The organism is Streptomyces sp. NPDC004752 (genome assembly GCF_053601275.1).
In genome coordinates this window covers 63,375-76,721 of the sequence record NZ_JBSGBN010000035.1, presented here as the reverse complement: position 1 = coordinate 76,721, position 13,347 = coordinate 63,375, and the positions used below count along the sequence as shown (strand labels likewise).

Annotated in this window: 10 protein-coding genes; 6 read left to right on the top strand and 4 right to left on the bottom strand. The window is 72.8% G+C overall.

What is annotated here, in order from left to right; translation table 11 throughout:
- Together ACWEKM_RS17205 and ACWEKM_RS17200 are read right to left on the bottom strand one after the other, a co-directional pair.
- On the bottom strand, window positions 1-2,508 hold a 2,508-nt coding region (locus ACWEKM_RS17205), incomplete at its 3' end, for a glycosyltransferase (protein WP_451621998.1).
- A 182-nt stretch (window positions 2,509-2,690) separates the two neighbouring features.
- Entirely contained in the window at window positions 2,691-2,954 is a 264-nt protein-coding gene (locus ACWEKM_RS17200; protein WP_003975777.1) for a WhiB family transcriptional regulator, read from the bottom strand.
- Between the two features lie 655 nt (window positions 2,955-3,609).
- Between ACWEKM_RS17200 and ACWEKM_RS17195 the strand changes: the two genes are divergently transcribed.
- From ACWEKM_RS17195 to ACWEKM_RS17180, 4 genes are all read left to right on the top strand, one after another.
- Window positions 3,610-4,116, top strand: coding sequence for a cysteine dioxygenase (locus ACWEKM_RS17195; protein WP_451621997.1), 507 nt, complete (start codon window positions 3,610-3,612; stop codon window positions 4,114-4,116).
- Between the two features lie 33 nt (window positions 4,117-4,149).
- Window positions 4,150-5,109 carry a 2-phospho-L-lactate transferase gene (cofD, locus tag ACWEKM_RS17190; protein ID WP_451621996.1) on the top strand — a complete coding sequence of 320 codons (960 nt, stop codon included), beginning with the start codon at window positions 4,150-4,152 and terminating at the stop codon, window positions 5,107-5,109.
- A gap of 11 nt (window positions 5,110-5,120) precedes the next feature.
- The gene (locus ACWEKM_RS17185; RefSeq protein ID WP_451622002.1) at window positions 5,121-6,464 is read left to right on the top strand and encodes a coenzyme F420-0:L-glutamate ligase; all 1,344 of its coding nucleotides are present in this window, start codon (window positions 5,121-5,123) and stop codon (window positions 6,462-6,464) included.
- 83 nt (window positions 6,465-6,547) lie between these two features.
- Complete coding sequence (locus ACWEKM_RS17180) at window positions 6,548-7,552, top strand: DNA-3-methyladenine glycosylase family protein (RefSeq protein WP_451621995.1); 1,005 nt, start codon at window positions 6,548-6,550, stop codon at window positions 7,550-7,552.
- Between the two features lie 513 nt (window positions 7,553-8,065).
- On the opposite strand, the gene ACWEKM_RS17175 is transcribed toward ACWEKM_RS17180, so the two are convergent.
- Window positions 8,066-9,148 carry a sugar phosphate nucleotidyltransferase gene (locus tag ACWEKM_RS17175; protein ID WP_451621994.1) on the bottom strand — a complete coding sequence of 361 codons (1,083 nt, stop codon included), beginning with the start codon at window positions 9,146-9,148 and terminating at the stop codon, window positions 8,066-8,068.
- A 161-nt stretch (window positions 9,149-9,309) separates the two neighbouring features.
- The gene (locus ACWEKM_RS17170) at window positions 9,310-10,761 is read right to left on the bottom strand and encodes a peptidoglycan recognition protein family protein (RefSeq protein ID WP_451621993.1); all 1,452 of its coding nucleotides are present in this window, start codon (window positions 10,759-10,761) and stop codon (window positions 9,310-9,312) included.
- A 129-nt stretch (window positions 10,762-10,890) separates the two neighbouring features.
- Between ACWEKM_RS17170 and ACWEKM_RS17165 the strand changes: the two genes are divergently transcribed.
- A complete protein-coding gene (locus ACWEKM_RS17165; protein ID WP_451621992.1) occupies window positions 10,891-11,646 on the top strand; it encodes a TIGR03089 family protein in 756 nt (251 codons plus the stop codon).
- A 282-nt stretch (window positions 11,647-11,928) separates the two neighbouring features.
- Window positions 11,929-13,122 carry an LCP family protein gene (locus ACWEKM_RS17160; protein WP_451621991.1) on the top strand — a complete coding sequence of 398 codons (1,194 nt, stop codon included), beginning with the start codon at window positions 11,929-11,931 and terminating at the stop codon, window positions 13,120-13,122.
- The last annotated feature ends 225 nt before the right edge of the window (window positions 13,123-13,347 follow it).

The window sequence follows — 13,347 nt, the reverse complement described above, 5'->3', positions numbered from 1 at the left end:
GCCGGCGGCGACCAGCAGTGGGCCGGCCGCGGCGGCGAAGGCGATCAGTGCGGCGACCGGCTGGCGCCAGCCGAAGCTCTGCTCGGCCACGCGTGCGCGTGCGCCGTCGGCGCCGAGCGCGGCGGCGGCCAGGAGCGCGATGCCGTAGACGAGGGTGGCGGGCCCGGCCCAGGTGGAACTGTTGGACAGGGCCGCGAAGAAGAGCGCGACCAGGGCCACCGCCCAGGCCGTGTGGATGCCCAGTCGGCGCTCGGCGCGCAGCAGGGCGGCCAGCGCGGCCAGGACGAGGCCGATGAGCATCAGCCCGTGCACCGTGCCGGGGCCGCCCGGGCTGGCGCCGAGCAGGTCGAGCGCGGAGGCGGCCGAGGAGCCGTACTCCAGTCCGGCCTCCTGGAAGAAGCCGAACGGGAGCAGCGTCAGCGACCAGGGCGCGAGGATCAGCAGCGGGGCGCCCAACTGGGCCAGGAAGCGCAGGCCGTGGGCGACGAGGTCGGTGCGGCGCACGGCCAGCACGCCGATGCCGAGGATCAGGGCGATGGGCCACACGATCGGTGTGAAGGCGGTGGCCACGGTCAGCAGCAGTGTGTACGCCCAGGTGGCGCGCCAGCTGCCGCGCGCGCCCGGGCCGTGTGCCAGGCCGCTCGCGGCGATGCCCGTGCGCGCGATCAGCGGCAGCAGCACGGCCAGCACCGCGGTGCCGATCCGGCCGCCCGTGAGGGCGCCGGTGGTGGCGGGCAGGAACGCGTAGGCGACAGCCGCCCACGCGCGCAGGAGGCGCGAGGTGACCAGGGGGCGGGAGGCGAAGTACGCGGTGAAGCCGGCCAGCGGTGCCGAGCAGACGAGCAGGACCGTGACCGCGAGGCTGGTAGAGCCGAACAGCAGGGAGGCGAGCAGCGCCACGATCGCGAGGTAGGGCGGCGCGGACGGGGTGCCGCCGGCGCCGACCGGGTGCCAGGCGTCCAGGTAGCGCGACCACAGCTCGCCGGAGTCGGCCGGCGCGGGCAGCAGGGCGCCGCCGGCCAGCGCGCCGCCGCCGAGCAGGGAGCGGCAGGCGGCCAGCGAGACGAGCAGCAGGACCAGGAAGAGCACCGGGCCGGGCTTGCGGGCGATGCGCTTGAGGCGGGCGAACTGCTCGATCTCCAGGAAGTCCGCGTCGTCGCCGCCGGGACCGGACTCCACCACTCCGCCGTGCCGTCCGGCCGAGGAGACCTCGGGGTCGGAGGCGCCGAAGACGTTGCCCGCGACCTGTTCCACGGTGGCCCGCACGGTCGCGCCGGGCGGCGGGAACAGCGGGCGCAGCTCGCCCTTGTCGATCCGGGGGCGGCCGCGGCTGCGGCGGCCCGCGACGATCCGCTCGGGCCGCAGCAGCACGCCCAGCAGACCGCGGACCTCGTCGACGGCCTGGCCGGGGACCTTGCCGACGAGATAGGCGACGGTTCGCAGGAGGGTGCCGAGCAGGAGGCGCAGCAGGATCCAGGGCAGCACCGCCGTACGGGCGTTGACCAGGAGGGTGTAGACGGCGCCCGCCTTGTCGACCTTGTGCGGTGAGGCCGCGGTGCGGCCCCCGCAGTCGACGGTGCGGCGCTCACGGGAGGCGGCCTCGGCGTGCCGCACGACGGCCTCGGGGGCGATGAGGACGCGGTGGCCGGCGGCCTGGGCGCGCCAGCACAGGTCGACGTCGTCACGCATGAGGGGCAGTCGGCGGTCGAAACCGCCGAGTTCCTCGAAGACGTCACGCCGGATCAGCATGCCGGCGGTGGAGACGGACAGGACACGCTGCACGTGGTCGTGCTGTCCCTGGTCCTGTTCGCGGCGGTCCAGGCCGGTCCAGCGGCGGCCGGAGTTGGCGATACTGACGCCGACCTCCAGGAGCTGGCGGCGGTCGTACCAGCCGCGGAGCTTGGGGCCGACGACGGCCACGTCGTCGCGGCCCAGCTCCATCTCGTTGTCGACCACGCGCAGCAGCTGGGCGAGGGCGTCGGGCTCGGGGGCGCAGTCGTCGTGCAGCAGCCACAGCCACTGGACGGGTTCCCCGTGCGGCAGTTCGGGCATGTCGTAGGCGTCGTCGCGCCAGGTGCGTGTGACGGGGTCCCAGCCGCTGGGGCGCTTCAGGTAGGACAGGTCGTCCGGGGTGAGGACCGGTGCGGTGCGGTTGGCCTCCTCGACGGCCTGGCCGAAGCCGGAGCGGCGGGCGAGGTGCAGGACGCGGTCGGCGCCCAACGCGTCGGTGGCCAGCTGGGCGGAGTGGTCCGCGCTGCCTGTGTCGGCCGCCAGCGCGTACTGGACGGGCCGCTCCTGGCCGAACAGCCCGGCGAGCGCGTCGGGCAGCCAGCGGGCGCCGTCATGGGAGACGAGCACCGCGGTCACCACGTGACGCGGAAACTCGGGCGGGCGGGCTGGGTCGAACGCCGCCGAGGCGGCAGGGTCGAACGCCGCCGCGGGGGCAGGGTCGAACGCTGCTGTGGCAGCGGCGTCTTGACGGGCTGCCGTATGGCTGTGCACGGACATCGAGGTACGGGCCCCGGTTCGGTGGACTGTGGTGGACGCCTGTGCCCCGAGGGGGCGGCGGGGCGTCTCGGACGAGCGACCACACTATCGGCTGGGCATGCCGACGGCCCGCCGCCTGTGGATAACCCACCTGCTGCGGGCCGTTCGTGACGTATGTACGTGAAGGTTCCGTGCTGTTCGAATCAGACGGCCGCTTTCTTCAGTCGGCGGCGTTCCCGCTCGGACAGGCCGCCCCAGATGCCGAAGCGTTCGTCGTTGGCGAGGGCGTATTCAAGGCACTCGGAGCGGACCTCGCAGGCAAGACAGACCTTCTTGGCCTCTCTGGTCGAGCCGCCCTTCTCGGGGAAGAAGGACTCGGGGTCGGTCTGGGCGCACAGCGCGCGCTCCTGCCAGCCGAGTTCCTCGTCCGCGTCGTCGACCAGCAGTTGCTGCACCAGCTCGGTCATGTGCGCCCCTCGTCTGTCTTTCACGTCCCCGTGTGGTGGCCGTTACCGATTTCGGCTGAACGACACGAGTGAAATTACAAGTGTGCTGCTCCGGGCGAGTCAAGCCGAGATCTGCTATTGGGCCCGTTATTCACTCTGCGGAACCAAGGCCATGCGGAAAGTGTTCAAATCGCCATAAACCTTGACAGGCAGAGAGGGCCCGGGAGGGCCGCCGACCCCGCGCAGGCATCTGTACGGAGAAGGACGCCCAGGAGTTCGACCGCGTTCCGACGAGACCCGCGCTCCCGATGTGCGCCATGTCTCCCGGACACCCGAAGGGCAAACCTTTCACCGCACAGATGAACCGGATGAGGTGAAGCATGTGCCACATTTCGGACGCCAAGTTGACAGCGCGGGTGTGAACCGCTGTCCTTGGGGGCATGCTCGCGAACTTGGCACTCACCCCGACCCGCTCCGCCGGGTCCCACGGTGCTGCCCGCGCTCGCTGGAGCTGTTGTTGCTGTTCCGGCTGTTGAGCCACCCGCGCTCCGGCCATCCCCTCATCTCCTTCTCTTCTCCTTTCCGTACCCCCTTTCCGTTCGCTTCGCCGTCCCCGAAGCCACCCTCGACTCCCTCGAAGCCCCCCTCTTTCCTGCCGAGGACCTACAGCACCCCGATGAACAGCGACAACGACCTCCAGATCGCCGGCGACATCCTCGAAGTCCCGCACCTGCTCCAGCCCCCGCGCGAGCACCCGGCCACCGTCGCCGAGTTCGTGGGCCTCGCCCGCGCCGTCGCGGCCGACCGCGCCCAGTGGAAGCACCTCGTCCGGTACGACGCGACGGCCCGCTGGTACCACCGGCTGCGCACCGGCCCCGGCTACGAGGTGTGGCTGCTGTCATGGGTGCCGGGGCAGGGCAGCGGGCGGCACGACCACGGCCGCTCCTCGGGAGTGCTGACGGTCCTGGAGGGCGCGCTGACCGAGCGGACGGAGCAGGGCACGCGCGTGCTGGCGCCGGGTGTGCAGCGGGTGTTCGCCCCGGGCTATGTGCACGAGGTGCTCAACGACGCGCTGGAGCCCGCGGTCAGTCTGCACGTCTACCACCCGGGCCTCACGGAGATGCCCATGCACACCGCCCCGCACTGCGAGGCCCGCGCCGAGCCGCGTCCGGTGACTGCCTGACGCGTTGTCGTACCCGGCTGACACACTGCTTCCATGCGCATTGTGGTTCTGGCAGGCGGCATCGGCGGTGCCCGTTTCCTGCGCGGCCTGAAACAGGCCGCGCAGGACGCGGACGTCACGGTCATCGGCAACACCGGCGACGACATCCACCTCTTCGGGCTGAAGGTCTGCCCGGACCTCGACACGGTGATGTACACGCTCGGCGGCGGCATCAACGAGGAACAGGGCTGGGGTCGGGCCGACGAGACCTTCCATCTCAAGGGGGAACTCGCGGCGTACGGGATCGGCCCCGAGTGGTTCGGGCTCGGCGACCGGGACTTCGCCACACACATCGTGCGGACGCAGATGCTGGGCGCCGGCTATTCGCTGAGCGCGGTGACCGAAGCGCTGTGCGACCGCTGGAAGCCGGGCGTACGGCTGATCCCGATGACCGACGACCGCGTCGAGACGCATGTGGCCGTCGAGATCGACGGCGAGCGCAGGGCCGTCCACTTCCAGGAGTACTGGGTGCGGCTGCGCGCCTCCGTCCCGGCCGAGGCGGTCGTGCCGGTCGGCGCCGAGCAGTCCAAGCCGGCGCCGGGTGTCCTGGAGGCGATCGCCGAGGCGGACGTGATCCTCTTCCCGCCGTCCAACCCGGTCGTCTCCGTCGGCACGATCCTCGCTGTGCCCGGCATCCGGGAGGCGATCGCCGACGCCGGGGTGCCGGTGGTGGGCCTGTCCCCCATCGTCGGGAACGCGCCCGTGCGCGGCATGGCCGACAAGGTGCTCGCGGCGGTGGGCGTGGAGTCCACGGCCGCGGCGGTCGCCGAGCACTACGGATCGGGCCTGCTCGACGGCTGGCTCGTCGACACGGTCGACGCGGACGCGGTCGAGCGGGTCGAGACCGCCGGCATCCGCTGCCGCGCCGTGCCGCTGATGATGACCGACGTGGACGCGGCAGCGCAGATGGCGCGTGCGGCGCTGGCGCTCGCGGAGGAGGTGCGGGGAGCGTGAGCGACGAGACGATCCCGCGGCGGGGCGACACGGACGATCGCGCGGGGGCGGCGGGCGGGGTGCCCGGCTTCCGGGTCTGGGCCCTCGACGGGATTCCCGAGGTGCAGCAGGGTGACGACCTCGGCAAGCTGATCGCCGCCGCCGAGCCGGGGCTGCGCGACGGGGACGTACTGCTCGTCACCTCCAAGATCGTGTCCAAGGCCGAGGGGCGGGTCGTCGAGGCGGCCGACCGGGAGGCGGCGATCGACGCGGAGACGGTACGGGTCGTGGCCCGGCGCGGCCTGCTGCGGATCGTCGAGAACCGGCAGGGCCTGGTCATGGCGGCTGCCGGGGTCGACGCCTCCAACACCCCGGCGGGGACGGTGCTGTTGCTGCCCGAGGACCCCGACGCGTCCGCGCGCGCGATCCGCGACGGGCTGCGCGACGCTCTCGGCGTGGACGTCGGGGTCGTGGTCACCGACACGTTCGGACGGCCCTGGCGTGCGGGGCTCACGGACGTGGCGATCGGCGCCGCGGGCGTGCGGGTCCTGGACGATCTGCGCGGCGGCACGGACGCGTACGGCAACCCGCTCAGCGCCACCGTCGTCGCCACGGCGGACGAACTGGCCGCCGCGGGCGACCTGGTGAAGGGCAAGGCGGCCGGCCGGCCCGTCGCCGTGCTGCGCGGGCTGTCCCATCTGGTGGCCGGGGAGCACACGGAGGGCGCGCGGGCCCTGGTGCGCGACGCGCGCGATGACATGTTCCGGCTCGGCACCTCCGAGGCCGTGCGGGAGGCGGTGGCCCTGCGGCGTACCGTGCGGGCCTTCACCGACGAGCCCGTGGATCCCGGGGCGGTGCGGCGGGCGGTGGCCGCCGCGCTGACCGCGCCGGCCCCGCACCACACGACGCCGTGGCGGTTCGTGCTGCTGGAGTCGGCCGACTCACGGACCCGGCTGCTCGACGCCATGCGGGACGCCTGGATCGCGGATCTGCGGCAGGACGGCAAGAGCGAGGAGTCGATCGCGAAGCGGGTGCGCCGCGGGGAGGTGCTGCGGGGCGCGCCCTGTCTCGTCGTGCCGTGCCTCGTCATGGACGGCTCGCACACCTACGGTGACGCACGGCGCGACGCTGCCGAGCGGGAGATGTTCGTGGTCGCCGCGGGCGCGGGCGTGCAGAACTTCCTCGTCGCGCTGGCCGGAGAGCGGCTGGGATCGGCGTGGGTGTCGTCGACGATGTTCTGCCGGGACGTGGTGCGCGAGGTCCTCGGGCTCCCCGGGGACTGGGATCCGATGGGCGCGGTGGCGGTCGGGCATCCGGCGGAGCGGCCCCGGACGCGGCCGGAGCGCGAGGTGTCGGCCTTCATCGAAGTGCGCTGACCGTGCCGTACAACCGCCTTGTCTCGTAAGACTCAGTCTCGTAAGACTCACAGGACCACTCCGGCAGCTCTGGGATCCCATCCGTGGCAGGACGTTTCGCTCCGCGGCCCACGCGTACGACCGTGCGCGGTGGGCATGTCGCCGTGCCCGCGGGCGTGCCGCGGCCGGCCGGACTGGCGCCGGGGCGGGTACGGACCTGGGCGCCGGACGGGCCGCTCGACCTCGGTCTGGTGCTCGGGCCGCTCAGGCGCGGGCCGGCGGATCCCACGTTCCTGACCATGCCGGACGGGTCCGTGTGGCGGGCCAGCAGGACGCCCGGCGGACCCGGGACGCTGCGGGTGTCGGCGTACGACGACGGGGTCCGCGGGGAGGCGTGGGGTCCGGGGGCCGACTGGCTGCTGGAGCGGTTGCCGGAGCTGCTCGGCGCGGCGGACGACCCCGACGTGTTCGCGCCGCGGCACCGGCTGGTGGCCATGGCCCGGCACCGGCGGCCGGGGCTCAGACTGACCCGGACCGGGCTGGTGCTGGAGTCGCTGATCCCGTCGGTCCTGGAGCAGAAGGTCACGACCGGTGAGGCGTACCGGGCGTGGCGGCTGCTGGTGCGGAAGTACGGGGAACCGGCGCCGGGACCCATGGGCGGGCGCATGTGGGTGATGCCCGCGCCGCGGACGTGGGCGCTGATCCCGTCCTGGGAGTGGCACCGGGCCGGGGTCGACGACAAGCGGGCATCGACGATCCTGCGGGCCGTGCGGGTCGCCGCGCGGCTGGAGGAGGCGGTCGGCCTGGAACCGGCGGACGCGCAGGCGCGGTTGGAGGTCGTGCCGGGGATCGGTCCCTGGACGTCGGCGGAGACCGTGCAGCGCAGTCATGGGGCGCCGGACGCGGTGACCGTGGGGGATCTGCATCTGCCGGGGATCGTGGGGTGGGCGCTCGCCGGGGACCGGTACGCGGACGACGCCGTGATGCTGTCGCTGCTGGAGCCCTACGCGGGCCAGCGGCACCGCGCCGCCCGTCTCATCCTGCTGAGCGGAAGGACACCGGCGCGCCGGGCCCCGCGCATGCCTCGCACGGACATCGGCCGACTGTAGCCCCATCACCGATCCACCGCCCGTGCGCCGCAGCGGCCTGTGTGCTGCGGGCGTCTGTGTGCCGCGGCCGCCCGGGAGCACCGGGCTACGAGCCGCCGGGCCCACGACGACTGGGAACTTGGGGCTGGGCAAGGGGAACTGCCGCCACCCCGACCACTGCCACACCGACCTTCGGCGCGGCGGCTGCGGACGCAGGGACCGCGGCTGCGCCGACCGCCGTCGCGAGGGCTGGAGTGAGCCATGGGCAGGCGGCCTCGACCGCGCTGGGTTCCGGAGGCGGCTCGGCGGCTGGGGCGATGGTGGTCGTGAGCCGCCGGGCTCCTCGGTGTCGGCTGCCGCCTGCCGGTTGGGGCTGTTGTGTCTGATGAAGGCTGTTGGGGCTGTGCGCCGGCTGATGCCCCCGTTCCCCGTTGTTGTCGGCGTCCCTGTCGTCGCCGTGCTTCCCCCTGTTCAGTCGCCGTGCTTCCCCCTGTTCAGGGGCGCCGGGGTGTCAGGGCACTGCTGTTGGCGGGGTCACTGGTCCGAGGAGAAGCGGACCGCGCCGGACGGGATGCGGGCGTCGCACCATACGCGGGCGCCCTCGCGGAGTTCGTTGTCGGCGCCGATCACCGCGCCGTCGCCGATGACGGTGCCGGTCAGGACGGAGCGTTCGCCGACGCGGGCGCGGGTGCCGATCAGGGAGTCGGTGATCACGGCGCCCGGTTCGATGACCGCGCCGGGCAGGATCGTGCTGCCGAACACCCGGGCGCCGCGGGCCACGAAGGCGCCCTCGCCCACCACCGTGCCGCCGGTCAGCTTCGCGTCCGGCGCGACCCGGGCCGTGGGCAGGACGAGCCGGTCGCCGCAGCGGCCGGGGACAGCCGGCGAGGGGGCCCGGCCCAGCACCAAGTCGGCCGAGCCGCGTACGAAGGCGGCCGGGGTGCCCAGGTCGAGCCAGTACGTCGAGTCCACCATCCCCTGCAGATGGGCCCCGGCCGACAGCAGGTCCGGGAAGGTCTCGCGTTCCACCGACACCGGGCGGCCCGCCGGGATCGTGTCGATCACCGAGCGCCGGAAGACATACGCCCCGGCGTTGATCTGGTCGGTGACGATCTCCTCGGGGGTCTGCGGCTTCTCCAGGAACGCGAGGACGCGGCCCGTGTCGTCGGTCGGCACCAGACCGTAGGCGCGCGGGTCCGTCACCTGGGTGAGGTGCAGGGAGACATCGGCGCCCGTCGACTCGTGCGTGTCCACCAGCGCCCTGATGTCGAGGCCCGTGAGGATGTCCCCGTTGAAGACCAGCACCGGGTCGTCGGGCCCCGAGTGGAGGCGCGCGGCCACATTGCGGATCGCGCCGCCCGTGCCCAGCGGCTCCTCCTCGGTGATGTACTCGATGTGCAGGCCGAACGCCGTGCCGTCGCCGAAGTACGGCTCGAAGACCTCGGCCAGATAGCTCGTGGCGAGGACGATGTGTGTCACGCCGGCCGCTTTCGCGCGGGCCAGTTGGTGGGTGAGGAACGGAACCCCGGCCGCCCGGACCATGGGCTTGGGCGTGTGCACCGTGAGCGGACGCAGCCGGGTGCCTCTGCCGCCGACCAGGAGGATCGCTTCTGTCACCTGTCGTCTCCGCTTCCTGCCGGGACCGGCCGAACTGTCCTGTCGGCCGGCCAGTGTATGCAGACCGTGCGATGACGCCCCCGATGGCCGCGCGGTGGCACCAGATATCCGCGTGCAGATTCCCCCGACCGTCCCCGATGGCGTGAACGCGCTCCCCGGCCTCAGCGCCCCTGGTAGCGGGCCGCGGTGGAACGAACCGAACCCAGCTTGGCGTACAGGTGCTTGCCCGGGCAGTCTGTGGCGTATCCGTCCCGATGGCCGGAGATCACGTTCAGTCGTACGTTCTTCCCCTTCGGGTACAGATTCCCACCCCCGGACTTCAGGTATGTCTTGCCCTTCGGATCGGCGCCGTTGAGCCCGAGCTTCCACGCCGTCAGCTGGGCGATGGCGGTCACCGCGGCGGAGGGCGGCTTGCTGGAGTTGAACGTGCCGATCACCGCGATCCCCATGCTGTCGCTGTTGAACCCGAGGGTGTGGGCGCCCAGGACGGCCTTGGTCACACCTCCGGCGCGGCCCTCGTAGATGTTTCCGCACTTGTCGAAGAGGAAGTTGTAGCCGATGTCCCGCCAGCCCATGCTCTTGACGTGGTAGCGGTAGATACTGCGGATGACGGACGGGGCCTGCGCGCACGTGTAGTTGTTGCCCGAGGCGGTGTGGTGCACGAACGCCGCCTTGACGGACTTGGTGTAGACGAAGCCCCGTTCGCGCAGGTTCTCGTCGGCGCCCCAGCCGTGCCGCGTGACGATGCGCGGGCGCGGCCCGACGTGCGGCTCCGCGCGTTCCGTCCCGGCCCGCCCCGCGCCGCGCAGGGCGAGCGCTTCCCGCTCGGTGTCCTTCTTGCTCAGCGCCGGGATCTCGGCGGCGCCGAGGGGCACGAGGTCGGTGTTGGCGGCGGAGGCGCCGGCCTCGGCGTCGTCCAGGCCGACACTGGTACGGGAGGCGTCAGCAGGCGAGCCCTGCGGCGGGAGTTCCGCGCCGGGGTCGACCAGTTCCAGCCGCAGCCCCGAGGGCAGGGGCGACGAGGAGTCACCGGTGCGTCCGTCGCCGGTGGCCGGTCCGGCGTCGGCCCGGACCCGTACCTCCACGGCGTCCGAGTCACCCACCCACAGCGGGGCCGTGGCACCGTGCACCCGGCCGGAGGCGCTCTCCGCGGTGTCCGGGTCGGCCCCGTGGTTGGCGTTGTGCGTCTCGACGTCCTGCCAGCCGGACCACTTGCCGGTGGCGGCAGAGCGGGTGCGGACCTGGACCTGACCGTGGAGTTCGGTGCCGGGGTTGTCCCAGACCACGCCGACGAGCGAGAAGTGGCGTACGTCCCGGCGGTGCACGCCCTGCTCGGGGGCGGAGCCGAGGACGCGTTCACGGGTGAGGGGGACGAGGGGCAGCGACTGGGTGCTGCCGGGCACGGCGGCGCCGGCCGGCCGGTCGGCGGTCGTGGCCGTGTCCGTGTCCGTCGCCGTGTTCGCGGCCGTGCCCGTCGCCGCGGCCGTGTCCACGGCCGACGCCGGTCTCGCGGGTGCGGCGGCTGCGGGCGGGGTCAACGGGAGGGCGAGTACGGCCGCGCAGGTGAGACCGACCGAGGAGGCCCCGATCGAGGAGGGGAGATATCCACGCATGCCCCCGATCTTGAACATAGTCATACATATCTGTCCATCGGTGAACTGACGGACCGTCGGCTGCCGTTCCTCCGAACCGGTGGCCCCGGCGACCGGTGCGCGGGCGCGCCGCCGCGTACCCTTGCGCGGGTGAACGCCACCGATCGCACCCCTGCCGACCTGCTGCGTTCCGCGCTCGCCGCGGATCCCGGACGCCCCCTGGTGACCTTCTACGACGACGCCACGGGCGAACGTGTCGAACTGTCCGTGGCCACCTTCGCCAATTGGGTGGCCAAGACCGCGAACCTGCTCCAGGGCGACCTGGCCGCCGGCCCCGGGGACCGGGTCGCGCTGCTGCTGCCCGCGCACTGGCAGACCGCGGTGTGGCTGCTGGCGTGTTCGTCGGTGGGCGCGATCGCGGACGTGGCCGGGAATCCCGCCGCGGCCGACGTCGTGGTGAGCGGGCCGGACACGCTGGCGGCGGCACGGGCCTGCCCCGGCGAGCGGGTCGCGCTCGCGCTGCGTCCGCTGGGCGGGCGTTTCCCGCAGCCGCCGGACGGGTTCCTCGACTACGCCGTGGAGGTGCCGGGCCAGGGGGACCGGTTCGCGCCCTTCGCGCCGGTGGACCCGGAGGAGCCGGCGCTGATCGTGGCCGGGGCGGAGATGACGGGGGCCGAGGTCGTCGAGCGGGCCCGCGCCGACGCGCCCGCACTGGATCTGACCGGGCCCGGCTCCCGGCTGCTGTCCGGGCTGCCGTACGACACCTGGGAGGGGCTCAGTGCGGGCCTGTACGCGCCGCTGGCCGTCGGCGGGTCCGTGGTGCTCTGCCGCCATCTGGCGCGGCTGGACGAGGACGCCCTGGCCAAGCGAATGGAGGCCGAACGGGTGACCGCCGCGCGCCACTGAAGGGACGGCGCCCTCGGGACGGGCGCGGTCTCGCGGGCCGACGCGGACCTGTTACCGCTGGTCACCCGGCCGACGCGGACCCGTCATCACCGTTACCGCCAGTCACCCGCACAGGTCGCACGCCTCGGCACGCCGGGACGCCCCCGCACCCCCGACAGCTCGCCATATTTCACCCGATCGGAGTAGTACGGGCCGCCTCCGGAACCCCTCCGCGTCACCGTCGGGGCCATCGTCGTAGGAGCAGGACGACACGCTCGTACGCCACGAGGGGGTGGACCGTACGTGACCGACACCGCGGATACACCCCCCGGGGGCGGCCCCGGTCCGGATACGGGCGCCTCGGCCACCGGAGGCGGGCTGGTGCGCCGACGCCGACGGCGGTGGACGAAGGGGGCGGCCCTGGGGCTGGCGGCGCTGGTCCTGCTGGGCGCGGGCGGCGGCTGGGTCGCGTACACGAGGCTCGACGGCAACATCACGGCGGACGAGGCGGCCGCCGCCGAACTGGCCCGCTATGAGCGCGAGCGGCCCACGGCGCTGGTGCGCGGCGCACAGAACATCCTGCTCATCGGGTCCGACACCCGCTCGGGGGACGACAACGGGGCGTACGGGCGGGACACCGGGACCGAGCGGTCCGACACCGCGATCCTGCTGCACCTGGGCGCCGACCGGCACAGCGCCACCGCCGTGTCCCTCCCCCGGGACCTGATGGTCGACGTGCCGAGTTGTCTGCGCCCGGACGGCGGGCGCAGCCGACCGGCCTTCGCGATGCTCAACTCCGCCTTCGAGACGGGCGGTTCGGCCTGTGCGGTGCGGACCGTCGAGAAGCTGACCGACCTCCGGATCGACCACTTCGCCGTGGTCGACTTCAGCGGGTTCAAGGAGATGGTGGACGCCGTCGACGGGGTGGAGGTGTGTCTGCGGAAGCCCGTCGACGACAAGGCCGCCGGGCTGAAGCTGCCCGCGGGCCGGGTCACGCTCGACGGCGAGCAGGCGCTGGGCTATGTGCGGGCCCGCAAGTCGCTGGGCGACGGCAGCGACACCGAGCGCATGGAGCGGCAGCAGCGGTTCTTGGGCGCGCTCGTCGACAAGATGCGGAGCAACGACGTCCTGCTGAACCCGGTGAAGCTGTATCCGCTGCTGGACTCGGCCACTTCGGCGCTCACCACCGACCCCGGACTGGCGAGTTTGCGCGGTTTGTACCAACTGGTGCGCGGAGTGCGGAACATCCCCACCGAACATGTGCAGTTTCTGACCGTTCCGCGGGAGGCGTACCCCTCCGACGCCGATCGCGACCAACTCGTGGAGCCCGCGGCCGAAAAGCTGTTCGCGCAGTTGCGGTCCGATGCGCCGGTGACGGTCACCCGGCGGATTCCATCGGAATCGGTGACAAAAAGTGGCAATCCCGAGGGGAGGAACGCCCCTTCCCCGGCACCGACGTTCCCCGGGAACACCGCCGCCGAGGACCCCTGCGGGTAAAGCGCGCGGCAAACCAACCGACTTCTGTCCAGAAATATGAGGTGGATTGCCCGGTTGTAGGGAGGTGGAATTTGTCACCGTCGTCGCTCGGCGCTGAACTTGGCGGATAGTGTGAGCGGTCTGGTGCACCATGCCACGAGGTCCGTCCTGGGGCCGTGCACTGTTTGAACCGAGATCCGAGCGCCTTGAGGGGGTAGGCGCCGCGTGGCCCCGACGGAGGATTCG

Coding starts and splice junctions, on each gene's coding strand:
- ACWEKM_RS17200 (WP_003975777.1), bottom strand. CDS start 2,954: ATGACCGAGCTGGTGCAGCAACTGCTGGTCGACGACGCGGACGAGGAA.
- cofD (WP_451621996.1), top strand. CDS start 4,150: ATGCGCATTGTGGTTCTGGCAGGCGGCATCGGCGGTGCCCGTTTCCTG.
- ACWEKM_RS17170 (WP_451621993.1), bottom strand. CDS start 10,761: ATGCGTGGATATCTCCCCTCCTCGATCGGGGCCTCCTCGGTCGGTCTC.
- ACWEKM_RS17195 (WP_451621997.1), top strand. CDS start 3,610: ATGAACAGCGACAACGACCTCCAGATCGCCGGCGACATCCTCGAAGTC.